The organism is Geodermatophilus sp. SYSU D00705 (genome assembly GCF_054050135.1).
In genome coordinates this window covers 218,985-243,764 of the sequence record NZ_JBJGYT010000002.1, presented here as the reverse complement: position 1 = coordinate 243,764, position 24,780 = coordinate 218,985, and the positions used below count along the sequence as shown (strand labels likewise).

Sequence of the window (24,780 nt, the reverse complement as noted above, 5' to 3'; positions counted from 1 at the left end):
ACCTCAGCTCCCGGTCGATCTCGACGTCGACCGCGACGGGTGGATCCGCCGCCACTCGCGGAAGCTGGCGACCCCGTCGAACCGCTCGCCCGACTGCGGGAACTCCAGGACGGCGTCCTCGGCGTACACCTCGTGGGCGGCGTCCGCGTCGGTGCGGGCCAGGTCGAAGTGGCGCTGCAGCGTCGCCCGGACGGATTCGGAGTCCACGTCCCGACGCTCCTCGGTGCCGGCTGCGACCACGGTGCCCCGACCGCACCGGCCGTCGACACCCTCACCCCTCCGGCGGCTCGGCGCCCAGCGCGTCGGCGGGGGTGAACTTCTCGCGGTGGATCTGGCGGGGCGCCATGCGGCGACGCTTGAACGCCTTGACCCCGGCCTCCACCATCGGCGGCGGACCGCACAGCCAGCCCGACCAGCCCTTCGCGCTGGCGAGGTCCTCGACGAACGCGTCGGTCGGGAAGCCGGTGCGGTGCGCCCCGGGGTCCGGCTCGTCCGACAGCACCGGCACGAACCGGAAGCCGGGGTGGGCCGCCGCGAGCTCGGTCAGCCGGTCGACGTCGTAGAGGTCCTCGGCGGCGCGGACACCGTGGTAGAGCACGATCTCGCGCTCGGGCCGCCGCTGCAGCGCCGTCCGCACGATCCCGACCAACGGGGCCAGGCCGGTACCGCCGGCGATGCAGGCCATGGGTTCGCCCTGGTCGTCGGCCTCGTCGGGCAGGGCGAAGTCCCCGAGCGGCCCGGTCAGCTCCACCCGGTCCCCGACCTGCACCGACCCGAACAGCCAGGCGTCGCTGGCCACGCCGCCCGGCACCCGCCGCACGTGCAGCTCGAGCACCTTGTCCTCCTCCGGCGTGTTGGCCAGCGAGTACTGGCGCCGCACGCCGCTGCCCGGCACGACCAGCTCGACGTACTGACCGGCGGAGAAGGCCAGCGGCTCGTCCAGGCCGAGCAGCACGCGGCGGGTGTCGCGGGCGACGTCCTCGACGGCGCGGACGGTCGCCACCAGGTCGCGCAGGGCGTGCGTGCCGCGGACGTCGCCGTCACCGGCCGGTGCGCTCACCACGGCGTCCCCGCGCGGGGTGGCCTGGCAGGCCAGCGCCATCCCGGCCTGCCGCTCCTCGGCGGTCAGGGTGTCCGGCGGCGAGTCGCGGTGGTCGACCTCGCCGTCGAGGACGCGCAGCTTGCAGGTGCCGCAGGTGCCCTGGTTGCAGGAGTTGGGCATCCACACCCCGGCCCGGAGGAACGCGTCGAGCACCGTCTGGTCTGGGGCGCACTCGACGCGGCGGTCGCCGACGGTGAGCGACCACGTCGTCGTCCCGGTCGTCGTCACCTCAGACCTCCCAGGTGACGTGCAGGCTCGTCGGGCCGCGGAAGCCCCAGCCCCAGAACTCGACGCCCTCGGTGGTGTCGCGCTCCATGACCGGGATGGACTCGAACAACTCCTCGAGGCCGATGCGCATCACGTGGTTGGCGAAGTAGATGCCCGCGCAGGCGTGGTTGCCGGCGCCGAAGGCCAGGTGCGGCAGCGGGGGCCGGTGCAGGTCGTAGGCGGTCGGCGCCTCGTAGACGCCCGTGTCGTGGTTGGCCGACCCGTAGGACAGGATCACCGGCGTCCCCGCCGGGAGGTCCACGCCCGCGACGGTGACCGGCCTGGTGGAGATGCGGGCGGTGGCCGACCAGATCGGCGAGGTCCACCGCATGCCCTCGGAGACGGCCCGCGGGATCAGCGTCGGGTCGTCGACGACCTCCTCCATCTGCTCGGGCCGGCTGAACAGCCCGACGAGGGTCGAGGCCATGCCGTGGCCGGGCTCCTGCATCGCGCCGAGCAGGTAGACGTAGATCGTCGGGTAGATGTACTCGCGGTCCCGGGTCTGACCGGGCGGCATGCCGTCGTGCAGCCAGTGCGAGATGGCGCTGTCGTCGGGCTCGACGGTCCAGCGGTCGATGAGCGGGTCGACGGTCGCGCGGATCTCGGCCTTGGCGGCGTCGCCCTCGGCGAAGCCCTCGGGGTTGGCGAACTCGCCGTTCTCGTCCATGGCGGCGTTGGTGAACGAGCGGTTCAGCTTGTGGAACCAGTCGCGCAGCGTGTCCGACGACACGTCCTTGAGACCCAGCAGGTCGCCGAGGGCACGGACGCTGACCGGCTCGCAGAACTGCGCGACCAGCTCGGCGCGGCCGTCGTCCTCGAACTGCTCGAGGAAGCCGCGGGCGATCGGCCGCACCAGGTCGTCGATCCACCGGTCGACCTCCCCCGGCTGCAGGGCCGGCTCGACCATGGAGCGCAGGTCGGCGTGGACGTCGCCGTTGACGCCGATGATCGCGGGGTGGCCGAAGGTGCGGCCGCCGGCCGGGGTGATGACGCCCTCGAAGTCGGGGCTGGTCGCGATCTCCCGGCACACCTCGGCGGTGGAGGCGACGTAGGAGCCGAGCACCGGCACGTAGGCCAGCGGCGCCTCGGCGCGGAGCCGCTCGTAGACCGGGTAGGGGTTGCGCTCCAGCTGGGTCATCGTGACCTCGTCGAGCCAGGACAGGTCGCGCTGCAGGGTGGCGGTGGCGGGCTGCTGGACGGTCGTCATGGGGTCCCTCCGGTCTTCCTCGGCTGCCACTGGTGGGCCGCGGTCGATCGGGAAAGGTAGGGAGGCCGCTGGTGACCTGCGACACAGGAAGCGCGGTCCCGGTACCGATCGCGCGGCGATGTGTGACGCCGGTCGCAGGTACCCTGCGGCGCATGTCCGGACGGCGGCGTCCCGGCCCCTCCGACTGGGGCGCGGCCTCCCGCGTCGTGGCCGAGGCCTACTTCCCGCACCAGCTGCGGCTGGTGGGCGGTGCCTCCCACCCCCGGCTGACGCTGCGCACCCTCGACCTCGGGCACGTGCTGATCGGGCACGTGGGCTGGGGCGCCGACGTCGCCGTCGAGTGCGACTACCCCGGCGCCTACGAGGTCAACATGCCCCTGACCGGGCACCTCGAGAGCCGCGGCCGGCACAGCCCCGTGACGTCGGTGCCCGGGCAGGCGACGGTCTTCCGGGCCGACACCCCGTCGCTGATCAGCCACTGGGACGCGACCTGCACCGTCCTCGGGGTCAAGTTCGACCGGGCGTGGCTCGAGCGCGAGGCCGAGCGCGTCCTCGGCGCCGACCGCGCGACCACGCGGGCGACCCTCCCGGACCAGCTGGACCTCAACTCCGGGCAGGGGCTGGCGTGGCGGCAGCTGGTCACCGGCCTGTCGGCCCACCTGCGCTCACCGGACCTGTTCGGGGACAGCAGCCTGGTGCGCGACCAGCTCGCCGGCGCTCTCACCGCGGGCTTCCTGCTCACCGGCTGCCCGCCCGACGGCCGCGGTGCGGCCCAGCCGCGCACCGTCAAGCGGGTCGTGGACGCCCTCCGCGAGGACCCCGCCCGTCCCTGGACCGCCGGCGAGATGGCCGCGCTGGCCGGCACCGGCGTCCGGCGGCTGCAGGAGGGCTTCCGCCAGTGGCTGGACTGCACGCCGACGGAGTACCTGGTCGACGTCCGGCTGCGGCGCGCCCACGCCGACCTGCTGGCGGTTCCCGCCCCCACCGTCAGCGACGTCGCCGCCCGCTGGGGGTTCTCCAGCGCGAGCCGGTTCGCCGCCGCCTACCGCCGGAAGTACGGGTGCTCGCCGTCCGAGGCACGCCGCTGAACGGTGCCGGCGATGGCCGGCGTCAGCGGTCCCGCTGGTAGCCGAAGAAGCCGCGCCGCGTGATCAGCTCGCTCACCTCGGGCGGCACCATCGACGTCCACGTCCGGTCGTCGGTGGGGATCCGCCGCAGGACGTCGCGGCTGAGGATCGGCAGGTAGTCGGGTTTGTAGTTGGTGAGCGCGACGAAGCTGCCGCGCCGGTGGAGGTAGTCGTAGAGCGGCTGGAGGTCGTCGTCGACGGGGAGGGTGTCGACGGTGACGACCTCGCCGTTGCGCAGCATCGGGTAGACGAAGAGCTTCAGGTCGTTCTTGAACAGCCGGCCGAAGCTCTCGAGGATCCCGCCGGGCAAGGCGGCGTGGTTCTCCTCGTGGAAGAGGTCGGCGAGGCTCGGGACCCCCATGACCATCCCGATGCGGCCGTCGGTGCGCCAGGCGAGGTAGGCGGCCAGCCGGTGGTAGGCGACGTAGTCGGAGATGAGCACCGTCATCCCGCAGGCGGCGAGCAGGTCGGCGCGGGCGAGGAAGTCCCGCCGGTCGACGACGTCCCCGCCGGCGCGGAGGTTGGCCATGGTCAGCTCGGTGAGCAGGAGGATGTCGCGACCGGCGACCGCGGGGTCGGTCTCGAACGCCGCGCGGGCCGCCTCGAGCATGTCGATGTTGACCACCGTCGGCGGGCGGAAGCTGCCGCGCTCGACGAGGATCGCCTTCTTCCGCAGGACCTCACTCGGCTGCAGCACCCGCCGGTCCGGGCCGAACATGGCCGCGCCGCTGAGGCCGAGCTGGACGAGCGTGAGCGCCATGAGCCGGTTGTCGACGGCGCGGAACTCGATGCCGGTGAACTCGATCATGTCGATCTCGATGCGGCCGGTGGTGAGCCGGTCGAGCAGGCTCTCGACCATGGCCTCCGGCTGGTGGTGCTGGAAGAACGCCGCGTGCAGCAGGTTGACCCCGACGATGCCGAGGGCCTCCTGCTGCAGCGCGGCCTCGTCGTCCAGCATCCGGACGTGGAGCACGACCTGGCTCGGCTCGTCGCGCGGGTGGGACTGGAACTTCACGCCCATCCAGCCGTGGCACTCGTTCCCGCCGCGGTAGCTGCGCGCCACCACGGTGTCGGCGAAGGCGAAGAACGCCGTCTCGTCGCCGCGGGCCTCCCCGAGCCGGTCCAGGTCGAGCTGGAACTCGTGGTCGAGCATCGCCTGCAGCCGGCCCTTGGAGACGTAGCGGTCGGCCTTCCCGTACACCGCGTCGCTGACGGCCATGTCGTAGGCCGACATCGTCTTGGCGACGGTGCCCGCCGCCCCGCCGGCCCGGAAGAACCAGCGGGCGACCTCCTGGCCGGCGCCGATCTCGGCGATCGTGCCGTACCAGCGGGGGTCGAGGTTGACCTGCAGGGCCTTCTGCAGGGTGTCCGCGCCGACGTCCATGAGCGCGCTCCCTTCCGGGCGGCCAGGAGTGTCGCGAACAGTAGCGCCGTCCCGGGGGTGCGACGGAGCGCCGGATCCCGGCGTCGCACGTACCGTCGAGGGCGTGAGCATCGCCCCGACGCCGACGGTCCCCCTCGACGACCGCTTCGCCCGCGAGTTCTCCGAGATGGCCGTCCCGTGGCAGGCCGAGGAGGCGCGCGACCCGCGGCTGCTGGTCCTCAACGAGGCCCTGGCCGTCGAGCTCGGCCTCGACCCGGCCTGGCTGCGCACCCCCGAGGGCGTGCGGCTGCTGGTCGGCAACGACGTGCCCGAGGGCGCCACCCCGGTCGCGCAGGCCTACGCCGGCCACCAGTTCGGTGGGTTCAACCCGCGGCTGGGCGACGGGCGCGCCCTGCTGCTCGGCGAGCTCCTCGACTCCCGGGGCCGCCTGCACGACCTCCACCTCAAGGGCTCCGGACGGACGCCGTTCGCGCGGGGCGGCGCCGACGGCCTGGCCGTGGTGGGGCCGATGCTGCGGGAGTACGTCGTCAGCGAGGCGATGCAAGCGCTCGGAGTCCCGACGACCCGTTCCCTCGCCGTCGTCGCGACCGGCCGTCCGGTCCGCCGCGAGACCGTGCTGCCGGGCGCGGTGCTCGCCCGGGTCGCCAGCAGTCACCTGCGCGTGGGGAGCTTCCAGTACGCCCGCGTCACCGGGGACGCCGACCTGCTGCGCCGCCTCGCCGACGCGGCGATCAGCCGCCACCACCCCGCCGCCGCGGACGCCGAGCACCCCCACCGTGCGCTGTTCGAGGCGGTCGTCGCGGCCCAGGCGTCGCTGGTCGCGCAGTGGATGCTCCTGGGGTTCATCCACGGCGTGATGAACACCGACAACATGACGATCTCCGGCGAGACGATCGACTACGGGCCGTGCGCCTTCATGGAGGCCTTCGACCCGGCGACGGTGTACAGCTCGATCGACCACGGCGGGCGCTACGCCTACGGCAACCAGCCGCTGGCCGCCGAGTGGAACCTGGCCCGCTTCGCCGAGGCCCTCCTCCCCCTGTTCTCCGACGACCACGAGCAGGCGGTCGCGCTGGCGACGGAGTCACTCGGCACGTTCCGCCCGGCGTACGACGCCGCCTGGACGGCGGGGATGCGGGCCAAGCTCGGCCTGCCCGAGGGTCTGGACGACGAGGTCGCGGCCGCCCTGGCCGACGACCTGCTGCCCCTGCTGCAGGCCGACCACGTCGACTGGACGTCGTTCTTCCGCACGCTCGGCGCCGCCGCCCGCGGGGACGCCGAGCCCGCCCGCCTGTTGTTCCTCGACCTCGCCGGGTTCGACGGCTGGCTGGAGCGCTGGCGCGCCCTGGGTCCGGACGCCGACGCGATGGACCGGGTCAACCCGCTCTACATCCCCCGCAACCACCTGGTCGAGGAGGCGCTCGCCGCCGCGACCGACGGCGACCTCGACCCGCTCGGCCGGCTCGTCGAGGCGGTGACCGACCCCTTCGAGGAGCGCCCCGGCCTGGCGCGCTACGCCGCGCCGGCCCCGCAGGACTTCGGCACCTACCGAACCTTCTGCGGCACCTGACCGCCGGTCGGTGGAGGCGACGGCGCTCCGCCTCCACCGACCACGGGTGGATCAGCGGCTGCCGCCCCCGATCATCGGGTCGTCGTCGGTCCCGGTGACGCCCCGCTCGACACCTTCCGTCGACGACCGGGTGGTGTAGCCCTCGGGGTCGGACTCCTCGACCAGCACCTCGGTCCGCACGACGTCCGGCGGGGGCTGCGGGACGACCGCGACCTCCTGCGGCTGGCCGACCTCATCGGGTTGCTCCGCGCTCCCGCCGCGCGTCGACGCGGCCGCGGCGACGCCCGCCGCCGCACCGGCCACGGCTGCCGCGCCGGCGATGACGCTCTTCGCGGAGACCCCGGCCTTGCCGCTGTCTCCGTGCGAGCCGAAGGCGGCATCGGTACCTGGCGTACCGACGTCGAGGTGCTCGTTCACCGAGCCCCGCCAGGCACCGCTCTCGTAGCCCTGGTCCTCGATCAGCGCCTTGAACCTCTCCAGGTCACTCGTGACCTGGCGTCCCACGATGCCCAGCTTGTCGCCCAACTGCTCCACGAGGCCCTCGGGCTCGTACTCCAACTCCAGGTACACGATCGTCGAACCCGGGCCGGCGGGCTCGAAGCGGACCGCGCCGGCGTTGGTCGCGCCGCCCGTCGCGGCCCAGGCGACCTTCTGGTCCGGCACCTGCTCGAGGATCGCGGCCTCCCACTCCCGCCGCACCCCGGCGATCTCCGCGACCCAGTGCAGCCGCTGGTCGTCGAGCTGGCGGACCTCCCTCACCCCGCCCATGAAGTGGGGGAAGTCCTCGAACTGGGTCCACTGGTTGTAAGCCGTGCTCACCGGTACGTCGACCTGGATCGACTTCTCGACCTTGGTGGTCATCGCTCGCACTCCCTCGTCGCCGGATCCGCGCTGGACACTGCGGTACCGGCGGCTACCCGCTCGGCGGGCGGGTGACGCACCCCACGGTGGGTCAGCTGTCGAACTCGGGGCCGCCGAACCCGTAGGGCGGCTTCTCGGTCGGCTCGCCGGGCAGCTGGCGCACCCCGAACGCGACGACCTGGTCGACGCGGATCATCCGCCAGGCGTCGACCAGCAGCCACGGGTGCTCGGACTCCCCGACCTTCGCGATCCCCTCGCTCACCCACCGGGTGACCTCACGGGGTTCCTGCTGCTCGAGGTGGTAGACGCGGCTGAAGGTGGTCGTCGGGGCCCAGGCCACCGTGTAGTCGATGGAGACCCACATGCCGTCGTCGGTGGTCACGGCCGCACGCTAACCGGATCCGGCGGCGCCGGCCCCTCGGAGCGGAGCTCGGCGGCGCCCGGGAGGCGGGACGGCCGCGGGTCCCGCGGCCGTCCGCCCGCCGGTCAGACCGGCGTCGTCAGCAGCTCGGTGAGGTTGTCGTCGACCTCCTTGAGGTAGGACTCCTCGAAGCCGAACAGCCCGAAGTGGCCGGCGACCGAGTGCAGGACGCGCAGCTCGCTGCCGGGCACGAGCTCCTGCTCGGCCTTGACGTCGCGGACCGGGAAGAACATGTCCTCGTCGATGGGCATCGCGAACACCTTGGCCGTGATCTTCCCCAGCGCCGCCGGGAGGTCGCTCGCGTCCCTCCGGCAGACGTCGCCCCTCTGCCACTTCCAGCCCTGGACGAGCAGCGAGTTCGGGTCCATCGCGCTGAACACCGCGCGGATGAACCGGTCCCTGAACTCGAACTCGTCGTCCCAGGTGACGTCCGGCAGCTCGACCCCGCGCCAGAACTCGGTCTTCCAGAACTCGGTGGACAGGCCCATCACCGCCCACAGGTCCGCGTGCCGGGCGAGACCGCGGGCGACGTCGACGTTCGACTCGTACTCCCCACCGTTCCAGCCCGGGTCGTCGGTGATCACGTCGAGCAGCGTCTGCGTGAACAGGAAGTCGTGCGGGGTGTTCTGCGCGGTGCCGGCGATCGGCGCCACCCGCTGCACCTTCTCGGGGAACCGGACGGCCCACTCCCAGGCCTGCTGGGCCCCCATGGAGGCGCCGACGACGGCGTGCAGCCGCTCGATGCCGAACACCTCGCGGAGCAGCTGCTCCTGGGCGCGCACGTCGTCCCCGATGTGCACCTTCGGGAACTGCGACATGGCGATCGCGCTGTTGGGCCCGTCGGCGTTGTGCGGCGAGGTCGACAGCCCGTTGCCGATCTGGTTGACCACGACGATGAAGTACTTCTCGGGGTCCAGCGCCCGGCCCGGCCCGATGTAGACCAGTTCCCACGTCTGGTGGGTCCCGGAGAACCAGGTCGGGATGAGGATCGCGTTGTCCTTGGCGTCGTTGAGCGTGCCGTGGGTGGCGACGGCGAGCTGCAGGTCGGGGATGACCCCGCCCTCGTCGAGCCGGAACTCGCCTAGGCTGTGCAGCTCGTACGCCCCCTGGACCTCGGGCGTGTAGAAGGGGTTGTCCAGTGCCATCGGGAGACCTCTCTGCTCGGGGCGGTCCGCGCCGCGACCGGCCCGCTCGAGATGCCGACCGCGACGTCGTGGTCGCCCGGCCTGCGACGTCCCGGTCGAGCGCTTGACCGAGGAGGCTGGAGTGCTCCAGACCACGTGTCAAGGCTGCTCGAGGGCGGCCCGCCGGCCGGTGGTCAGCCCTCCGGGACGGTGAGGTCGCGCAGCGTCGCCGGGCCCGGGGCGACGTCGGAGAAGGCCCCGGGGAGGTCGAACACCGCGACCCCGCCGGCCGGGAACCCCTCGACGCCGCGCCCGTCGTCGAGCACGCTCGCCAACTCCCCCACCGCCGGGTTGTGCCCGACGACGACGAGGGTGCCGACGTCCTCGGGCGTCTCCCGCACGGCCGCGAGCAGCGCCTCGACGGTGTTGTCGTGGATCCGCTCGTCGACGGCCGGCTGCGGTGCCGACGTCAGGACGCCGGCCGCCCGCGCCCAGGTCTGCACCGCGCGCCGTGCCGGGGACACGAGCACCCGGTCCGGCACCAGCCCGGCCCGCTCCAGCCAGGTCCCGATCGCCCCGGCCCGCCGCTCGCCCTGCGCGGTCAGCGGTCGCTCCAGGTCGACCGGACCGGAGGCGGCCTCGGCATGGCGGATCAACACGAGCCGGTGCGACGACACCCGGTGAGTCTGGCACCGGGGGGCCCGTCAGGGTGCGGGGAAGGACCGATCGCCGAAGAGGACCCGGCGGGCGGCGGCCCGCCCGACCGGCGTCCGCAACGCCGCGAACGCCGCCGTCGCGACGGCGGGGGTGCGCACCTGGGCCAGCCCGCGGCGCAGCACGAGCCGACCGCGGAAGCGGGCCCGCAGGGTGGCTCCGTCGTAGGAGGCCAGCGGATCCGGCCGCCCGCTGCGCAGGGCGTCGTCGAGCACGGCGGCGGCGTGCTGCGACAGCCGCAGGCACGGGTCGAGGCCGCCCGCGGTGAGCGGGGAGACGGCGCCGGCCGCGTCCCCCACGAGCAGCCCGTCGGCACAGCCGATGCGGCGCAGCAGGCCCCCGACGGGGATCGGTCCCCCGCGCCGCTCCACCTCGCGCGGCCGGTCGACGCCGGGCAGCCCCGGCGCCGTCGAGGCGAACCGCTCCAGGGCCCGGCGCATGCCCTCGGGGAAGCGGTCGGCATAGCCGGCCACACCGACGTGCGCGTGCCGGCCGTCGTTGACCACCCAGGCCAGGTAGCCGGGGGCCAGCGAGGGGTCGAGCACGCAGTGGAACGCCGGCGGCTCCTCGCTGCCCGGCACCGTGAAGACCTCCTCGGCCCCGACCAGCAGGTGCTCGTTGCGGTCGAGACCGAGGTCGCGGGCGACCCGCGAGCGGGCGCCGTCGGCACCGACGACGAACCGCGCCCGCACCTGGGTCGGCCCGTCCGGCCGTTCCAGGAGGAACGTGCCGTGCCGACGGCCGGCGTAGCGGGTGCCGAACTCGATGCGGACCCCGGCGTCGGCGGCGCGCCGGGCCGCCGTTCCGTAGAGGGGCGCCATGTCGCCCACCCGGTACTCGTCGCGTGCGCTGTCGAGGATGACCGGGCGGCGCAGACCCGGCGGGTAGAGCACCACCCGGCGGATCGGCGGCCCGAGGCACGCGGGCGGCAGCGGGAAGTCGTCGAGGGTCTTCCGGACGAAGATCCCCGTGGTGCGGATCGCGCCGGTGAGGGTGGGGCGCCGCTCGGCCAGCAGCACGTCGTGGCCCCGTTCGGCCAGCAGGGTGGCCGTGTGCAACCCGGCCAGACCGGCTCCCACGACCAGCACGTCGACGCTCTCCACGCACCACTCCCCTGTCCCCGTCCGTCGTGGTGCGGGCCGGTGCGGCCGCCTCCCTCGGGAGCGGACGGCGCAGCCGGTCGGGAGGCCCCGACGGTCGACCGATCGATGCCGTTCATCGAGTCGGCTGAACATCGAGTTTCGACGTTTACCTATCGATTGTCAATAGACACCGAGGTGCCGCGGGGCGCTGCGGTGTCGGTCGACGGGTTCAGGTCTCGAGCAGCACGACGTCGAGGCCGCCGAGGACGACGAGGTCGGAGACGACCTCGACGGCGGCGATCCGGCCGCCCGTCACGACGAACTCCAGTGCCCCGGTCAGCCTGCCGTCCGACACGAACACCGCGCCGGCGGCTCCGTCGAGCAGCGCGGCACGCGCAGCCCGCGTCCTGCCGAGGAAGGCACCGGCGACCGCCTCCCCACCGTCGAGCCGCTCGACCCCGCCGAGCGCGGGAACGGCAGCGTCCGCCCGGAGCACGACGTCCGGGTCGAGGACGGCCAGCAGTCCGGCGAGGTCACCCCCGCGCGCGGCGACGAGGAACGCCTGCACCACCTCCTGGCGGCGCCCGGCGGCCGATGCGCCCCCGCCGTCCGGCGCTGCACCCTGCACCCGGCGCCGGGCGCGGCTGGCCAGCTGGCGTACGGCGGCGGGACTGCGGTCGAGGACCGCCGCGACCTCGCCGAACGGGACGGCGAAGAGGTCGTGCAGCACGAACGCGATCCGCTCCGGCGGGGTCAGCGTGTCCAGCACGACGAGCAGCGCACGGCCGACGGAGTCAGCCAGCACCGCCTCACGCTCGGGATCGAGGCCGCCCTCGGGATCCTGCAGGTGGAGCTCGAGCGACTCCTCGGGGCGCGCGCTCCGGCGGCGCAGCACGTCGAGGCACACCCGGCCGACGACGGTGGTCAGCCAGCCACCGAGGTTGTCCACGTCGGCGGACCCGTTGCGCTGCAGGCGCAGCCACGCCTCCTGGACGGCGTCGTCGGCCTCGTCGGTGGAACCGAGGATCCGGTGCGCCACCGACCGCAGGTGGGCGCGGTGCGCCTGGAACCGTTCCGCCAGCGCCAGCTCCGCGCGCGCCGGGTCCTCACTCACCTGTCACATCCTCCCGCCGCGGACCGTCAGTGCTGTGACGGCGCCGACCGCGGCGATGTGACAGGCGACCCCGTCCCGTTCCCGGACCCGCCGGCGCCGAGGAGTGCGGCCCACCGTCGACCTCGAGAGGAATCCCATGCCCACCGACCTCCGCAGCGCCGTCCTCCTGCGAGCCGAGGACAGCGACGGCCACGTGTCCGTCGTGGAGAACACCGTCCCGGCCCTCAGCGCTGGACCGCCGCTGCACCGCCACGACTTCGACGAGACCTTCTACGTGCTGGACGGCGAGCTCGTCTTCCGCGTCGGCGAGGTGCTCCTCGCCCGGACCGCGGGGCAACTGGCCTTCGCCCCGCGGGGCACCGCTCACGCGCTCGCCAACCGCCGGGACGCCCCGGCGCGGTACCTGCTCGTGTGCACGCCTGCCGGCTTCGAGCGCCAGCTCGCCCGGATGGCCGCGCAGGCGCAGGACACCGAGCCGGCGCCGTGGGCGCTGCAACCGGTCCCCGACGTGGTGCCGCTCGGCCCACCCATCCTGCAGGAGGTCCTCGACCGCCTGGGGTGACACGCGCCCCGGACGGCCTCGGGGTCAGACGTTGAAGCGGAACTCCACGACGTCGCCGTCGGCCATGACGTAGTCCTTGCCCTCCATGCGGACCCAGCCGCGGGCCTTGGCCTCCTGCATCGACCCGGCCTCGACGAGCTGGTCGAAGGAGACGATCTCGGCCTTGATGAAGCCGCGCTGGAAGTCGGTGTGGATGACGCCGGCCGCCTGCGGGGCGGTCGCGCCGACCGGGATCGTCCAGGCGCGGGCCTCCTTGGGCCCGGCGGTCAGGTAGGTCTGCAGGCCGAGCGTGGCGAAGCCGACGCGGGCCAGCTGGTGCAGGCCGGGCTCCTCCTGGCCGATGCCGGCGAGCAGCTCGGCGGCCTCCTCCTCGGGCAGCTCGGCGAGCTCGGCCTCGATCTTGGCGTCCATGAGGATCGCCTCGGCCGGCGCGACGAGGGCCCGCAGCTCGGCGACGAGCGACTCGTTGGCCAGCTCCTCCTCGTCCACGTTGAACACGTAGAGGAACGGCTTCGTGGTCAGCAGGGTCAGCTCGCGCAGCGGCTCGGGGTCGACGCCGGCGGCGAACAGGGTCCGGCCCTCGTCCAGCACCTTCTGCGCGTCGAGGGCGGCGGAGAGCAGCGCGGCGCGCTCCTTGTCCTTCCTCGCCTCCTTCTCCAGCCGCGGGATCGCCTTCTCCAGCGTCTGCATGTCGGCGAGGACGAGCTCGGTGTTGATCGTCTCGATGTCGTCGGCCGGGTCGACCTTGCCCTCGACGTGCACCACGTCGGGGTCGGTGAACACCCGGATCACCTGGCAGATCGCGTCGCTCTCGCGGATGTTGGCCAGGAACTTGTTGCCCAGCCCGGCCCCCTCGGAGGCGCCGCGCACGATGCCGGCGATGTCCACGAACGACACCGTGGCCGGGATGGTCTTCTGCGAGCCGAACAGCTCGGTCAGCTTCGCCAGCCGCGGGTCCGGCACGCCTACCACACCGACGTTGGGCTCGATGGTGGCGAACGGGTAGTTCGCGGCCAGGACGTCGTTCTTGGTCAACGCGTTGAACAGCGTCGACTTGCCGACGTTGGGCAGCCCGACGATGCCGATGGTGAGACTCACGGGGGTCCAGCCTACGTGGCTCGCCCGCAGGCAGACTGTGCCGATGCGCACGCGCACCGTGGCCCTCGCCGGCCTGACCGTCGCCGCCGCAGCGGCCGCCCGCCGCCGCGCTGCCCGGCCCGCCGCCCCGTCACGGCCGGTCCCGGTGCCGCGCGGTCAGGAGCGCACCGTGACCACCGAGGACGGCGTCCCGCTGCACGTCGAGGTCTTCGGCGCCGACCAGCCCAGCGCCACCGTCGTCCTGGCGCACGGCTACGTGCAGTCCTCCCGGCTGTGGGCCGGCCAGGTCCGGGACCTCCTCGACGCCCGCCCCGACCTCCGCGTCGTCACCTACGACCACCGCGGGCACGGCGCCTCCGGCCGCTCGGCCCGCGACCGCGCCACCATCGAGCAGCTCGGCCGCGACCTGGCGCGCGTCGTCGAGGCCGTCGCCCCGGCCGGGCCCGTCGTCCTCGGCGGTCACTCCATGGGCGGGATGACGCTCATGGCCCTGGCCGAGCAGCGGCCGGAGCTGTTCGGGGACCGCGTCGTCGCCGCCGCGTTCGTCGCGACCAGCTCCGGGCAGATGGACGCCGTCACGTACGGCCTCCCGGCGCCCGTCGCCCGGGTGGTCAAGAAGGTGCTGCCGGTGCTCAACGAGCGCAACGCCCGCGCCGAGCGCGCCGGGAAGGCGCGCACGGTCGGCGGGTCGGCCATGCGGCTGGTGTTCGGTCCGGACGCCGACCCCGCGGACGTCGCCATGACGCGGGAGGTGCACCGCGCCTGCTCCGCCGAGACCGTGGCCGCCTTCCTGCCGACCTTCTCCGACCACGACCGGGTCCGGGCGCTGGCGGCGCTCGCCGAGGTGCCCGCGCTGGTCGTCGTCGGGGACGCCGACCGGCTCTGCCCGGTCCAGCACAGCCGGGTCATCGCCGACGCGCTGCCGATGGCCGAGCTCGCCGTGTACCCGGGGGTCGGGCACATGGTCCAGCTGGAGCGCCGCGCGGAGGTCAGCCGGCTGCTGGTCGAGCTGCTCGCCCGCGCCTTGCCGCCCGCGGCCGACGCGTCGCCGGCGGGAGAGCCGGTCAGTCCAGCGGCCTGACCATCCGGGCCCGGGTCAGGGTCTCGCCGTCCAGCGTCACGCTCTCGACCGCGACCTGCCGGAAGCCCATGCGCTCGAACACCGGCGCCGCCCGCCACGACGCGTGCGTGACCAGCGACGCCAGCCCGGCGGTCCGCGCCACGGACTCCACCGCCGTCAGCAGCGCCCGCGCCACCCCGCGCCCGCCCGCGGACGGCGCCACGTACAGCTGATCGACCTCCCCCGCCACCAGCGCGTCGACGGGCGACAGCGCCACCGAGGCGAACCCGGCCACGACGCCGTCCACCTCGGCCACCAGCACGGTCGTCGTCTCGACGAACCGCGCGTGCGCGGCGTCGGACCGCCGCGCGGCCCACGCCGCGAGCTGCGCCGGCGTGTAGTGCCCGGCGGCGGAGCCCTCGATGGCCGCCCGGCTCACCGCGGCCAGCTCCGCCGCGTCGGCCGGGCGCGCCCGGCGGACGACGACGTCCGGCTCCGGCTGTGTCATCGGCCCATCCTCGCCCCGGTGTCACGCACACACGGATGGTGACCGCCACCACCCCTCAGGAGGAGAACACCTGGTCAGCGCCACGGGCAGCCACTACCGTCCGTGACCTCACCGCGTATCGGGGGATCCGCGGGTCGACGGGGGGAACGACCGTGGAACGAGGACTGTGGACCGGCCCGGCGGCGGGCGTGCTCGTCGTCGGCGGCACCGCCGCGCTGCTGCTCGCCGTGCTGCTGCCCGAGACGCGCCCGGCCAACCTGTTCGGCGGCCTGGGGCTGGTGCTCCTCGCGGCCGCGCTGGACTCCTGGGCCCGCTGGATCCGGCGCCGCAGCGCTCCCGCTCCGCGCGCCCGGGTCGCCCTCCCCCGCTGACCCGGCGACCCGCCGGTCCGGCGATCCGGGCTGACCGGCGGCGCGTCCGCGCATAGCCTGCCGGGGTGGCCGACAACGAGCTGCAGCAGCTGGTGCAGCGGCGCCTGATCGAGCTGGGCGCGACCGCCGAGGACGCCTCCCGGCGGGCGCACTGGGCGGTCGCCCCGGAGACGATCGCCCGGATCGCGCACGGCCGGCACTCGGGCATGGTCAGCGAGCGGCTGGCGGCGGCGCTGGCCACGGCGATCGACGTCCCCGAGAACCGCGTGCGGCGGGCGGCCGGGCTGCCGCAGGTGCACGACGTCCGCGGCGACGTCGGCACCGGGCCGCACCTGCGCGTCGTCCGGGACGACGGGCGCCTGCACTAGGACGACGGCCCCGTCCGAAAACCGCCAGTCCTCCGCCCCTCCGGCTGCCATGCTCGGTGCATGACGAGCTCCCTCGACGCCGAGCGGTGCTACCGGGCGGTGACCAGCCGCGACGCCCGCTTCGACGGGTGGTTCTTCACCGCCGTCGCCACGACCGGCATCTACTGCCGGCCCTCCTGCCCGGCCCGCACCCCGCTGGCCCGCAACGTCAGCTTCTTCTCCACCGCGGCCGCCGCCCAGGCCGCCGGGTACCGGGCCTGCCGGCGGTGCCGCCCCGACGCCGTCCCCGGCTCCCCGGAGTGGGACGTCCGCGCCGACGTCGTCGCCCGCGCCATGCGGCTGATCGCCGACGGCGAGGTGGAGCGCTCCGGCGTCCCCGGCCTGGCCGCCCGGCTGGGCTACTCCGAGCGCCAGCTGCACCGGCTGCTCGTGGCCGAGCTGGGCGTCGGACCGCTGGCCCTCGCCCGCGCCCAGCGCGCGCAGACCGCCCGCGTGCTCGTCGAGACCACCACCCTGCCCATGGCCGACGTCGCCTTCGCCGCGGGGTTCGCCAGCATCCGGCAGTTCAACGACACCGTCCGCGAGCTCTTCGCGACCACCCCGACCGGACTGCGCCGGACCGCCCCCGCCGCCCCCTCCGGCGCCCCGGGGGAGCTCACCCTCCGGCTGGCCGCCCGCGACCCCTACCCGGCGGAGGAGGTCCTGCTCTTCCTGGGCGCGCACGCCGTCCCCGGCCTCGAGGAGTGGGACGGGACGACGTACGCCCGCGTGCTCGACCTGCCGCACGGCCCGGCCGTCGTCCGGCTCTCCCCCACCGCCGGCGCCCCCGGGGTGACCGCACGACTGCGGCTGACGCAGCTGCGGGACCTCGGGGTGGCGGTGGCCCGCTGCCGCCGGATGCTCGACCTGGACGCCGACCCCGCCGCGGTGGACGACGTCCTGGGGGCCGACCCGGCCCTGGCCGCGCTCGTCGCCACCGCCCCCGGCCGCCGGGTGCCCGCCGCCCCCGACGCCGGCGAGCTGGCCGTGCGCGCGGTGCTCGGCCAGCAGGTCTCGGTGGCCGGTTCCCGCACCCTCGGCGCCCGGCTGCTGGCGGCGGCCGGCACGCCGCTGCCCGAGCCGGTCGGCACGCTCACGCACGTGTTCCCGCGGGGCGCCGCGCTGGCCGAGGCCGACCTGACCACCGTCGGCCTCACCGGGGCGCGCCGGGCCACGGTGCACGCGCTGGCCGCGGCCCTCGCCGACGGCGCGGTGCCCCTCGACCCGGGTGCCGACCGCGACGACGCCGTCCGGGCGCTGCGCGCCGTGCCCGGGATCGGCCCCTGGACCGCCGCCCTGGTCGCCCTCCGCGGGTTGGCCGACCCCGACGTGTGGTTGCCCGGTGACCTCGCGTTGCGGCGCTCGCTGGTGGCACTCGGCAGCTCCGACACCGAGGCCGTCAGCCGCTGGCGCCCGTGGCGTTCGTACGCGGTCATGCACCTGTGGGCGATGGCCGTCCCCGACCTGTTCACCCGCCGCCCGCCGTCCCACTCCGAACGGAGCGCATCATGACCGCCCAGCCCGCCCGGTTCGCCACCGTGGACACCCCGCCCGGACCGTTCACCGTCGTCGTCACCGCCGCCCCGGACGGTTCCGACGTCGTCCTCGCCAGCGGCTGGACCGACGACGTCGCCGAGCTGCTCCCGGTGGTCCACCGCTCGCTGCGCCCCACGTGGGTGGAGCGGGCCGACCACCTGCCCGTCCTCGACACGGTGACCGCCTTCGTCGACGGCGACGTCACCGCGATCGACGGCGTCCCCGTCCGGCAGCGCTCCGGTCCGTTCCTCGAGGACGCCTGGGAGGTGCTGCGCACCGTGCCGGCCGGCGAGCCGGACACCTACGCCGCCTTCGCGGCGCGGTGCGGCCGGCCCTCGGCCGTGCGGGCGGCGGCCAACGCCTGCGCCCGCAACGCCGCCGCGCTGTTCGTGCCCTGCCACCGGGTGCTCGGTTCCGACGGCGGCCTCGGCGGTTTCCGCTGGGGGACGCCGGTGAAGCGGTGGCTGCTCGACCACGAGGCGGCGGCCGCGACACCCCGGCGCCACCTCACCCTCGTCTGACCCGCCTCCCCCGAACTGTCGGACCCGTCCGGCAGGCTCGCCGATCATGGACGCCGCCTCCCTGCTCACCGGTCTCCTCCTCGGCGCGCTGCTGGCCACCGCGGCCACCCTCGGCGTCGTCGCACTGCTCTCCCGGCGCCGGCCGGCCGACGACGGGCTCGACCCGCTGCACGAGTCGCTGGACCACCTGCACCGGCTGCTGGCCGGCATGGAGCGGGCCCGGGCCACCGCGCACGGGGAGCTGCGCGAGCAGATGGGCACCGTCGGGCAGGCCTCGTCGCTGCTGCGGCAGGAGACGGCGGCGCTGGTGACGGCGCTGCGCACGCCGCACGTGCGCGGCCGCTGGGGCGAGGTGCAGCTGCGCCGGGTGGTCGAGGTGGCCGGCCTCCTGGAGCACTGCGACTTCGTCGAGCAGCCCAGCGGCACCAACGACGCCGGCGCCGGCGTCCGGCCCGACCTGGTGGTCACGCTCTCCGACGGCCGGCAGGTGATCGTCGACGCGAAGGTGCCGTTCACCGGCTACATCGAGGCGGTGCAGGCCGAGGACGTCACGGTCCGCGCCGAGCGGATCGCCGCGCACGCCCGCCAGCTGCGCGCCCACGTCGACGCCCTGTCCGCCCGGCGCTACCCGACGGCGTTCCGCCCGGCCGCGCCCTTCACCGTGCTGTTCGTCCCCTCCGACGGGTTCCTCACCACCGCCCTGGAGGCCGAGCCCGGGCTGCTGGAGTACGGCTTCGCCCGCGACGTCGTCCTCGCCACCCCCAGCACGCTGCTGGCCCTGCTGCGCACGGTGGCCTACTCGTGGCGGCAGGAGCGGCTGGCCCGCGACGCCGACCAGGTGCTCGAGGTGGGCCGCCGGCTGCACGCGCGGCTGAGCACGCTGTCGGGGCACCTCACCCGGCTGGGTTCGGCGCTGAGCTCGACGATGACCCGCTACAACGAGACGGTCGGCTCCTACGAGTCGTCGGTGCTGGTCGCCGCCCGCCGCTTCGACGACCTGGGCGTCTCCGAGACGCCGGTGCCGACCCCGCCGCCGGTGGAGGCGACGATCCGCACGCTGCGGCCGGCCGAGCTGCCGCCGCTCGGTGAGCGCCCGGCCGGGGTCGACGTCGGCCGGGACGGCACCACGGGCTGACCGGCCGGCGACGTCCCAGCCGTCGCGTCTGTATCGGTTCGTCACAGCTGTCCCTGCTCCACCGCCAGGTGTGCGCCGGGAGCCGTCGTTTTGGCAGGTCTGCACAGCGCTCCCCCGGTCGGTCCTCCCGGCACCGGCCCCCTCCCGTGGCTACCGTTGCCCGTGAGCGGAACCCCACGACGGGGGTCCCCCGACGAGCAAGGGGAGGTGCGCCATGGCCTCGGCGAGCACGGCCGACACCTGGCGGGAGTCCGGGATGCGCTCCGGCCCCCGGGCGCCCCGCCCCGAGGCGGCCGAGTACGTGTCGCGCATCCCCCGCCCGCCGGTGCCCCCGCGGGCGCGACCGGCCGGGCCGATGCGCTCGACCGACATCCCCCCGCTGCCCGAGCACCTGGCCCGCCTCGAGCGCCGGCGCCCCGAGGACGACCGTGCCCGTTCCACCCGGCCGCCGGTGCCGCACCGCTCGGCCGCCGTCCCGCCGGTCGAGCGCAGCCGCCAGGAGCGCCCGCGGTCCTCGGAGCGGGCCGACCAGGACCAGCCCGCCTCCGGCCGCCGCGCCCCGCGTCCGGCCGAGTCCCGCTCCGCCGGCCGGCCGGCCGCCGACCAGCCGGAGCGCGGCAGCCGGCTGCGCGGCTGGGCGGCCGTCCTCGCCGTGCTCGTCGTCACGCTGGTCGGCGCCGCCGCGGACTCCTACCTGAGCGCCGGCCTGGGGGTCCTCACGCTGGGCACGCTCGCCATCGCCGCCGCGCTGGGCACCCTGCTGGTCCGCCGCCGCGACCTCACCACCATGGTGATCGCCCCGCCGCTGGTGTACATCGTCGCCGCCGTCGCCGTCACCGCCGTGTTCGGGACGGTCAACCTGGCGGGCCTGGCCACCCTGCTGATCCGCGGCTTCCCGTCCATGGCGGTCGCGACCGGCGTCGCGCTCGTGGTCGCCCTCATCCGGTGGGCCGCCCGCCGCTGAGCGGCCGCGCGGCCCCGACACGACAGTGGCCCCCTCCCGCACGGGAGGGGGCCACCGTCGTCTGCGGTGCGTGGGGCGACCCTCAGGCCGGGTCGGCCGCCGGCTCGGCGCGGCGCACCCGCAGCTCGTGCGGCAGCGCGAACACCAGCTTCTCCTCGGCCGCCTTGACCGTCTCGACGTCGGGGTAGCCGCGCTCGGCCAGCCAGTCGAGCACCTCCCCGACGAGCACCTCCGGCACCGAGGCGCCGCTGGTCACCCCCACGGTGGTGACCCCCTCGAGCCAGGCGGGGTCGATCTCGGCGGCGAAGTCCACCAGGTGCGCGGCGCGGGCGCCGGCCTCCAGTGCCACCTCGACCAGCCGCACCGAGTTCGACGAGTTCGTCGAGCCCACGACGACCACCAGGTCGCACTCTCCGGCCATCTGCTTGACCGCCTGCTGGCGGTTCTGCGTGGCGTAGCAGATGTCGTCGCTCGGCGGGGACTGCAGACCGGGGAACCGGCTCTTCAGCCGGTCGACGGTGGCGAGGGTCTCGTCGACCGAGAGCGTCGTCTGCGACAGCCACACGACCTTCTCCGGGTCGCGCACCTGCACGTTGGCGACGTCCTCGGCGCCGTCCACGAGCTGGATGTGCGCCGGGGCCTCGCCGGCGGTGCCCTCGACCTCCTCGTGGCCGCGGTGGCCGATCAGGAGGATGTCGTAGTCCTCCTTGGCGAACCGCTTGGCCTCCTGGTGCACCTTGCTCACCAGCGGGCAGGTGGCGTCGATCGTCTTCAGCTGCCGGTCGGCAGCCTCCTGGTGCACCGCCGGGGAGACGCCGTGGGCGCTGAAGACGACCACCGAGCCCTCGGGCACCTCGGCGGTCTCGTCGACGAACACCGCCCCGCGCCGCTCCAGGGTGGCCACCACGTGCTTGTTGTGGACGATCTGCTTGCGGACGTAGACCGGGGCGCCGTGGATCTCCAGGGCCCGCTCGACCGCGACCACCGCCCGGTCCACCCCGGCGCAGTAACCCCGGGGATCGGCCAGCAGGACGCGTCCGCGCTGATCAGCCATGGCTCCATGGTAGGTGGGCGGCGCCCTCCGGCCCGGCCGCGCGAGGAGACGCCCGCCACTCCCCGCGCCCGTCCGGGTGGCGTCGGCCGGCACGAGGCTGCCAACCGGCAGCGGCTGCGGCAGGCTGGGGGCATGTCGCGTGAGATCCCCCAGGCCGTCCGCGCCGTCGCCGGCCTGGCCGCCACCGTCCTCGACGAGGCCCGCCGGCTCCCGCAGACGCTGCCGGGGCTGCCGGTCCGCGTGCTCGGCCTGGCCATGCAGGCCACGATGAAGCTGCAACAGCACTACGCGGGCCTGGTCGCCCGCGGCGACGAGCTGCTGACCGGGATCCGGGGCGAGGACGAGCCCGGGCTGGCCACCTTCGACGACGACCTGCCCGAGGCGACGTCCGACACCCGGGTCCACACGTCGGCGTTCGACCGGGCCGGCGACGCGGAGGTCGCCGACCAGGCCGCCGGTCTCGTCGACGACGAGGTCTCCGGGCTGCCCCCGGAGCCCTCGCCGGAGGAGGTCGTCGAGGCGCTCCAGGACATCACCGACGAGGTGCAGGCGGCCGAGCTGCAGCTGCCCGAGCCCGGGCTCACCGCCGAGGACGCGCTGGAGACCGCGCTCCTGGAGGCCGACGGGGCCCCCGACACCGCCCTGGTCGACGGCGGCGGCACCGACGGCGGCCTGGTCGACACCGACCTGATCGCGGAGAGCCCGACCACGCCGCCGGCCCCGGTCACCGGGAACGGCGCCGCGGCCGACACCGCCGCCGAGGACACGGCCGGTCCGGCGATCGACGCCGCACAGCCGGGAGAGACGCCGGACGTCGCCACCGACGTCGACGTCCTGACCCCGGACGGCCAGGTCGAGACCGTCGAGGGCACGGTGACCGACGAGGGCGTCGCCGCCCCGGAGGCGCCGGGTCCCGAGGCCGTCCCCGGCGAGCCGACGCCGGCCGAGGGCACCGCGGCCGACCGCGTCGTCACCGAGCAGGAGGCGCGGGTCGACGAGGCGCTCGGCAGTGAGTCCAGCGCCGGGGAGGGCCGCGCCACGACGGCGGCGGACACCGCGACCCCGGCGGCCGACGCCGACGCGACCGGCCGCGGCGAGGAGGTCGTCACCGCCGCGGGCGCCCGCGTGGACGACGCCCTCGGCGGCGCCGGGAGCGAGACCGCCGAGGAGCGGACCGAGCCGGTGGTGGCCACCGACGAGGGCGGCACCCCGGTGGCCGCGGCCACCGGCGGCGAGCAGGCGAGCGGCGAGCAGGCCGGTGGCGCGCAGGCGGGCGGCGGCGACCAGGCCGCGGCGCCGGTCGACGGCTACGAGACCTTCACCGTCGCGCAGCTGCGCGGCCGGCTGCGCGGCTACCAGGCCGTGACCGTGCAGGAGCTCCTGGACTACGAGGAGTCCCACGGCGCCCGGGAGCCCTACCTCCGCATGCTGCGCAACCGGCTGGAGAAGCTGGACCGGCAGGCCGTGGAGAACAGCCCGCTCGCACCGCGCGGCGCCTGACCCCTCGCGGGACGGTCGTCGCCTGCTGGCACCCTCGGGGGCATGACCGCCCCGTCCTCCCCGGAAGCCCCCTGGCCGGTCCGCACGGTGGCCCGCAAGGTCGCCGAGTGGATCGGCCGGCTGGGTGAGGTGTGGGTCGAGGGGCAGATCGCCCAGCTGTCGCGGCGCGGGTCGGCCACCGTCTTCCTCACGCTGCGCGACCCGGCGGCCGACCTCTCGGTGCCGGTCACCTGCGCCCGGGACGTCGCCGACCGGCCGGGCCTGGAGCTGACCGAGGGCGCCCGGGTCATCGTGCGGGCCCGGCCCGACTACTACATCGCCCGCGGCTCCTTCTCGCTGCGGGCCACCGAGATCCGCGCGGTGGGGCTGGGTGAGCTGCTGGCCCGCATCGAGCGGATCCGCCGGCTGCTGGCCGCCGAGGGTCTGTTCGACGCCGCCCGCAAGCGCCCGCTGCCGTTCGCGCCGGCCGTCGTCGGGGTCGTCACCGGCCGGGACAGCGCCGCCGAGCGCGACGTCCTGGTCACCGCCCGGCGTCGCTGGCCGGCCGTGCGCTTCGCCGTCCACCACAGCCTGGTGCAGGGGCCCAGCGCCGCCGCCTCGGTGATCGACGGGCTGCGCCGGCTGGACGCCGACCCGGCCGTGGAGGTCATCGTCGTCGCCCGCGGCGGCGGCTCGGTGGAGGACCTGCTGCCGTTCTCCGACGAGGGGCTGGTCCGGGCGATCGCCGCCTGCCGCACCCCCGTGGTCACCGCCGTCGGCCACGAGACCGACACCACGCTGGTCGACCACGCCGCCGACGTCCGGGCGGCCACCCCCACCGACGCCGCCCACCGGGTGGTCCCCGAGATCGGCGAGCAGCGCCGGCTGGTCGACGGCCTGCGGGCCCGCGCCCGGCACCTGCTGGCCGCCCGGCTGGACCAGCAGCAACGCTGGCTGGACAGCGTGCGCAGCCGGCCGGCGCTGGCCGCCCCCGAGCGGCTGCTGGACGGCCGCGCCGAGGACGTGCTGGCGCTGCGCACCCGGGCCCGCCGCACGCTCACCCACCGGGTGGAGGGCGCCGAGCGCGACCTGGAGCACGCCCGCGCGCGGGTCGCGGCACTGTCCCCCGCGGCGACGCTGCAGCGTGGTTACGCGGTGCTGCAGCGGGCCGACGGCGCCCTGGTCCGCGACCCCGCCGAGGTGGCCGACGACGAGCGGCTCACGGTGCGGGTCGCGGGCGGCCGGCTGCCGGTGCGCGTCGACAGGGAGGATGTGCAGCCGTGAGCGAGCCGACGAACGAGCCGACGACGACCTACGAGCAGGCCCGAGAGGAGCTCGCGGACGTCGTCCGGAAGCTGGAGGCCGGCGGGCTCACCCTCGAGGAGTCGCTGGCCCTGTGGGAGCGAGGCGAGGCCCTGGCCGAGCTGTGCCAGCACTGGCTGGACCGCGCCCGGGAGCGCCTGGCCTCGGCCGCGCCGGGTGATCAGCCCGAGTAGGGCCGCACCGCGCCGGCCACCTCGGTCAGCTCGTCGTCGGTCGCGGAGCCGGTGACGAGCACCGTCACCCCGGCGTCCTCGCGCCACAGCGCCGTCTCCCCGCGCGCGGTGGTCGACCGGGTCCAGGGCTGCCCGTCGACGTCGACGGTGTCCTCCTCCTCGGCGCCGGCCAGGACGCCGGTGACCGCGTCGGCGCGGGCGTCGTCGCTGACCACGTAGCCGGCGAACTCCTCCGACGGGGTGACGTAGCCCAGCTCGAGGGTCACCGGGTCCCCGGCGTCGGCGCCGCCGGCGTCGGTGCGGGCGCTGGTGACCCGGTACCCGTCGGGCAGGCCGGCCGGGGCGACCAGCGGGTAGCCGGCGCGGGCCGCCGCCAGCTGGAGGGTGCTGCTGGGGTCGACCTCGCGGACCGGGTCCACGTCCGGCTGCCGGAACGTCACCCAGGCGACGATCAGCAGGCAGATGACCACGAGCGGGACCAGCGACCGGATCATGTTGGCCGCACTCATGCGGTTGGCCCGCTCGATCGCGGGCGAGGGGGTGGGCGTTGCCCCGGCGGGGGGCTGGCTCGTCGGGCCGGCTCCGGTCATTCCCCTAGGATCGCAGCACTGCTCCC

Annotated in this window: 27 protein-coding genes; 13 read left to right on the top strand and 14 right to left on the bottom strand. The window is 75.2% G+C overall.

Annotated features, from left to right (window positions below):
• Positions 1-3 precede the first annotated feature (3 nt).
• The 3 genes from ACI78Q_RS02670 to ACI78Q_RS02660 all read right to left on the bottom strand — a co-directional run bounded on the left by ACI78Q_RS02670 (position 4) and on the right by ACI78Q_RS02660 (position 2,576).
• A complete protein-coding gene (locus ACI78Q_RS02670; protein ID WP_456921771.1) occupies positions 4-207 on the bottom strand; it encodes a hypothetical protein in 204 nt (67 codons plus the stop codon).
• Positions 208-271: 64 nt separating this feature from the next.
• On the bottom strand, positions 272-1,330 hold the full coding sequence (locus ACI78Q_RS02665; protein ID WP_456921770.1) for a 2Fe-2S iron-sulfur cluster-binding protein: 1,059 nt from the start codon (positions 1,328-1,330) through the stop codon (positions 272-274).
• A 1-nt stretch (position 1,331) separates the two neighbouring features.
• Positions 1,332-2,576, bottom strand: a complete 1,245-nt coding sequence (locus tag ACI78Q_RS02660) for a cytochrome P450 (RefSeq protein ID WP_456921769.1) — start codon at positions 2,574-2,576, stop codon at positions 1,332-1,334.
• A 152-nt stretch (positions 2,577-2,728) separates the two neighbouring features.
• Between ACI78Q_RS02660 and ACI78Q_RS02655 the strand changes: the two genes are divergently transcribed.
• Positions 2,729-3,664 (top strand): AraC family transcriptional regulator, encoded by a 936-nt coding sequence (locus ACI78Q_RS02655; RefSeq protein WP_456921768.1) that lies wholly within the window; start codon positions 2,729-2,731, stop codon positions 3,662-3,664.
• 22 nt (positions 3,665-3,686) lie between these two features.
• Here ACI78Q_RS02655 and ACI78Q_RS02650 read toward each other — a convergent pair whose 3' ends face one another.
• Positions 3,687-5,087, bottom strand: a complete 1,401-nt coding sequence (locus ACI78Q_RS02650; RefSeq protein ID WP_456921767.1) for a TonB-dependent receptor — start codon at positions 5,085-5,087, stop codon at positions 3,687-3,689.
• Between the two features lie 103 nt (positions 5,088-5,190).
• Here ACI78Q_RS02650 and ACI78Q_RS02645 point away from each other — a divergent pair, with 103 nt between their 5' ends.
• Positions 5,191-6,657: a protein adenylyltransferase SelO gene (locus tag ACI78Q_RS02645; protein ID WP_456921766.1), complete on the top strand. Its 1,467-nt coding sequence runs from the start codon at positions 5,191-5,193 to the stop codon at positions 6,655-6,657.
• A 51-nt stretch (positions 6,658-6,708) separates the two neighbouring features.
• Here the strand turns inward: ACI78Q_RS02645 and ACI78Q_RS02640 are convergent, their stop codons facing one another.
• The 6 genes from ACI78Q_RS02640 to ACI78Q_RS02615 all read right to left on the bottom strand — a co-directional run bounded on the left by ACI78Q_RS02640 (position 6,709) and on the right by ACI78Q_RS02615 (position 11,973).
• Complete coding sequence (locus ACI78Q_RS02640; RefSeq protein ID WP_456921765.1) at positions 6,709-7,518, bottom strand: SRPBCC family protein; 810 nt, start codon at positions 7,516-7,518, stop codon at positions 6,709-6,711.
• A 91-nt stretch (positions 7,519-7,609) separates the two neighbouring features.
• Positions 7,610-7,900, bottom strand: coding sequence for a hypothetical protein (locus tag ACI78Q_RS02635; protein WP_456921764.1), 291 nt, complete (start codon positions 7,898-7,900; stop codon positions 7,610-7,612).
• A gap of 104 nt (positions 7,901-8,004) precedes the next feature.
• Positions 8,005-9,084 (bottom strand): alpha/beta fold hydrolase, encoded by a 1,080-nt coding sequence (locus ACI78Q_RS02630; protein ID WP_456921763.1) that lies wholly within the window; start codon positions 9,082-9,084, stop codon positions 8,005-8,007.
• A gap of 173 nt (positions 9,085-9,257) precedes the next feature.
• Positions 9,258-9,740, bottom strand: a complete 483-nt coding sequence (locus ACI78Q_RS02625) for a SixA phosphatase family protein (protein WP_456921762.1) — start codon at positions 9,738-9,740, stop codon at positions 9,258-9,260.
• Positions 9,741-9,767: 27 nt separating this feature from the next.
• The gene (locus tag ACI78Q_RS02620) at positions 9,768-10,880 is read right to left on the bottom strand and encodes an NAD(P)/FAD-dependent oxidoreductase (protein ID WP_456921761.1); all 1,113 of its coding nucleotides are present in this window, start codon (positions 10,878-10,880) and stop codon (positions 9,768-9,770) included.
• A gap of 208 nt (positions 10,881-11,088) precedes the next feature.
• The gene (locus ACI78Q_RS02615) at positions 11,089-11,973 is read right to left on the bottom strand and encodes a sigma-70 family RNA polymerase sigma factor (protein WP_456921760.1); all 885 of its coding nucleotides are present in this window, start codon (positions 11,971-11,973) and stop codon (positions 11,089-11,091) included.
• 136 nt (positions 11,974-12,109) lie between these two features.
• On the opposite strand from ACI78Q_RS02615, the gene ACI78Q_RS02610 reads away from it, so the two are divergent.
• Complete coding sequence (locus ACI78Q_RS02610) at positions 12,110-12,535, top strand: cupin domain-containing protein (RefSeq protein WP_456921759.1); 426 nt, start codon at positions 12,110-12,112, stop codon at positions 12,533-12,535.
• Positions 12,536-12,559: 24 nt separating this feature from the next.
• Here ACI78Q_RS02610 and ychF read toward each other — a convergent pair whose 3' ends face one another.
• Positions 12,560-13,633 (bottom strand): redox-regulated ATPase YchF, encoded by a 1,074-nt coding sequence (gene ychF / locus ACI78Q_RS02605; RefSeq protein WP_456921758.1) that lies wholly within the window; start codon positions 13,631-13,633, stop codon positions 12,560-12,562.
• A 43-nt stretch (positions 13,634-13,676) separates the two neighbouring features.
• Between ychF and ACI78Q_RS02600 the strand changes: the two genes are divergently transcribed.
• Complete coding sequence (locus tag ACI78Q_RS02600) at positions 13,677-14,714, top strand: alpha/beta fold hydrolase (protein ID WP_456921757.1); 1,038 nt, start codon at positions 13,677-13,679, stop codon at positions 14,712-14,714.
• Here the strand turns inward: ACI78Q_RS02600 and ACI78Q_RS02595 are convergent.
• A complete protein-coding gene (locus ACI78Q_RS02595; RefSeq protein WP_456921756.1) occupies positions 14,698-15,201 on the bottom strand; it encodes an N-acetyltransferase family protein in 504 nt (167 codons plus the stop codon). The two genes, ACI78Q_RS02600 and ACI78Q_RS02595, sit on opposite strands and share 17 nt — an antisense overlap.
• Before the next feature lie 152 nt (positions 15,202-15,353).
• Here ACI78Q_RS02595 and ACI78Q_RS02590 point away from each other — a divergent pair, with 152 nt between their 5' ends.
• From ACI78Q_RS02590 to ACI78Q_RS02565, 6 genes are all read left to right on the top strand, one after another.
• The gene (locus tag ACI78Q_RS02590; protein ID WP_456921755.1) at positions 15,354-15,572 is read left to right on the top strand and encodes a hypothetical protein; all 219 of its coding nucleotides are present in this window, start codon (positions 15,354-15,356) and stop codon (positions 15,570-15,572) included.
• A gap of 65 nt (positions 15,573-15,637) precedes the next feature.
• Positions 15,638-15,940 (top strand): hypothetical protein, encoded by a 303-nt coding sequence (locus ACI78Q_RS02585; RefSeq protein ID WP_456921754.1) that lies wholly within the window; start codon positions 15,638-15,640, stop codon positions 15,938-15,940.
• A gap of 60 nt (positions 15,941-16,000) precedes the next feature.
• Positions 16,001-17,491 carry an AlkA N-terminal domain-containing protein gene (locus ACI78Q_RS02580; protein WP_456921753.1) on the top strand — a complete coding sequence of 497 codons (1,491 nt, stop codon included), beginning with the start codon at positions 16,001-16,003 and terminating at the stop codon, positions 17,489-17,491.
• Positions 17,488-18,036: a methylated-DNA--[protein]-cysteine S-methyltransferase gene (locus tag ACI78Q_RS02575; protein WP_456921752.1), complete on the top strand. Its 549-nt coding sequence runs from the start codon at positions 17,488-17,490 to the stop codon at positions 18,034-18,036. Before ACI78Q_RS02580 ends, ACI78Q_RS02575 begins: the two co-directional genes overlap by 4 nt.
• Before the next feature lie 46 nt (positions 18,037-18,082).
• The gene (locus ACI78Q_RS02570; protein WP_456921751.1) at positions 18,083-19,171 is read left to right on the top strand and encodes a DNA recombination protein RmuC; all 1,089 of its coding nucleotides are present in this window, start codon (positions 18,083-18,085) and stop codon (positions 19,169-19,171) included.
• A gap of 214 nt (positions 19,172-19,385) precedes the next feature.
• Entirely contained in the window at positions 19,386-20,135 is a 750-nt protein-coding gene (locus tag ACI78Q_RS02565) for a DUF6542 domain-containing protein (RefSeq protein WP_456921750.1), read from the top strand.
• 82 nt (positions 20,136-20,217) lie between these two features.
• On the opposite strand, the gene ACI78Q_RS02560 is transcribed toward ACI78Q_RS02565, so the two are convergent.
• Positions 20,218-21,189, bottom strand: coding sequence for a 4-hydroxy-3-methylbut-2-enyl diphosphate reductase (locus tag ACI78Q_RS02560; RefSeq protein ID WP_456921749.1), 972 nt, complete (start codon positions 21,187-21,189; stop codon positions 20,218-20,220).
• A 132-nt stretch (positions 21,190-21,321) separates the two neighbouring features.
• Here ACI78Q_RS02560 and ACI78Q_RS02555 point away from each other — a divergent pair, with 132 nt between their 5' ends.
• The 3 genes from ACI78Q_RS02555 to ACI78Q_RS02545 are packed head-to-tail and all read left to right on the top strand — an operon-like array spanning position 21,322 to position 24,164.
• Positions 21,322-22,689 carry a hypothetical protein gene (locus tag ACI78Q_RS02555; RefSeq protein WP_456921748.1) on the top strand — a complete coding sequence of 456 codons (1,368 nt, stop codon included), beginning with the start codon at positions 21,322-21,324 and terminating at the stop codon, positions 22,687-22,689.
• A 42-nt stretch (positions 22,690-22,731) separates the two neighbouring features.
• Entirely contained in the window at positions 22,732-23,952 is a 1,221-nt protein-coding gene (gene xseA, locus ACI78Q_RS02550; protein WP_456921747.1) for an exodeoxyribonuclease VII large subunit, read from the top strand.
• The gene (locus ACI78Q_RS02545; RefSeq protein ID WP_456921746.1) at positions 23,949-24,164 is read left to right on the top strand and encodes an exodeoxyribonuclease VII small subunit; all 216 of its coding nucleotides are present in this window, start codon (positions 23,949-23,951) and stop codon (positions 24,162-24,164) included. The genes xseA and ACI78Q_RS02545 overlap by 4 nt, the downstream gene beginning before the upstream one ends.
• Here ACI78Q_RS02545 and ACI78Q_RS02540 read toward each other — a convergent pair.
• On the bottom strand, positions 24,152-24,754 hold the full coding sequence (locus ACI78Q_RS02540; RefSeq protein WP_456921745.1) for a DUF4245 domain-containing protein: 603 nt from the start codon (positions 24,752-24,754) through the stop codon (positions 24,152-24,154). The two genes, ACI78Q_RS02545 and ACI78Q_RS02540, sit on opposite strands and share 13 nt — an antisense overlap.
• Positions 24,755-24,780 lie beyond the last annotated feature (26 nt).

Bases quoted from the DNA above. Each gene is read 5' to 3' on its own strand.
- ACI78Q_RS02595 (WP_456921756.1), bottom strand. From the start codon at position 15,201: ATGACACAGCCGGAGCCGGACGTCGTCGTCCGCCGGGCGCGCCCGGCC.
- ACI78Q_RS02575 (WP_456921752.1), top strand. From the start codon at position 17,488: ATGACCGCCCAGCCCGCCCGGTTCGCCACCGTGGACACCCCGCCCGGA.
- ACI78Q_RS02560 (WP_456921749.1), bottom strand. From the start codon at position 21,189: ATGGCTGATCAGCGCGGACGCGTCCTGCTGGCCGATCCCCGGGGTTAC.
- ACI78Q_RS02580 (WP_456921753.1), top strand. From the start codon at position 16,001: ATGACGAGCTCCCTCGACGCCGAGCGGTGCTACCGGGCGGTGACCAGC.
- ACI78Q_RS02640 (WP_456921765.1), bottom strand. From the start codon at position 7,518: ATGACCACCAAGGTCGAGAAGTCGATCCAGGTCGACGTACCGGTGAGC.
- ACI78Q_RS02630 (WP_456921763.1), bottom strand. From the start codon at position 9,084: ATGGCACTGGACAACCCCTTCTACACGCCCGAGGTCCAGGGGGCGTAC.
- ACI78Q_RS02555 (WP_456921748.1), top strand. From the start codon at position 21,322: ATGTCGCGTGAGATCCCCCAGGCCGTCCGCGCCGTCGCCGGCCTGGCC.
- ACI78Q_RS02570 (WP_456921751.1), top strand. From the start codon at position 18,083: ATGGACGCCGCCTCCCTGCTCACCGGTCTCCTCCTCGGCGCGCTGCTG.
- ACI78Q_RS02540 (WP_456921745.1), bottom strand. From the start codon at position 24,754: ATGACCGGAGCCGGCCCGACGAGCCAGCCCCCCGCCGGGGCAACGCCC.
- ACI78Q_RS02660 (WP_456921769.1), bottom strand. From the start codon at position 2,576: ATGACGACCGTCCAGCAGCCCGCCACCGCCACCCTGCAGCGCGACCTG.
- ACI78Q_RS02565 (WP_456921750.1), top strand. From the start codon at position 19,386: ATGGCCTCGGCGAGCACGGCCGACACCTGGCGGGAGTCCGGGATGCGC.
- ACI78Q_RS02650 (WP_456921767.1), bottom strand. From the start codon at position 5,087: ATGGACGTCGGCGCGGACACCCTGCAGAAGGCCCTGCAGGTCAACCTC.
- ACI78Q_RS02610 (WP_456921759.1), top strand. From the start codon at position 12,110: ATGCCCACCGACCTCCGCAGCGCCGTCCTCCTGCGAGCCGAGGACAGC.
- xseA (WP_456921747.1), top strand. From the start codon at position 22,732: ATGACCGCCCCGTCCTCCCCGGAAGCCCCCTGGCCGGTCCGCACGGTG.
- ACI78Q_RS02655 (WP_456921768.1), top strand. From the start codon at position 2,729: ATGTCCGGACGGCGGCGTCCCGGCCCCTCCGACTGGGGCGCGGCCTCC.
- ACI78Q_RS02600 (WP_456921757.1), top strand. From the start codon at position 13,677: ATGCGCACGCGCACCGTGGCCCTCGCCGGCCTGACCGTCGCCGCCGCA.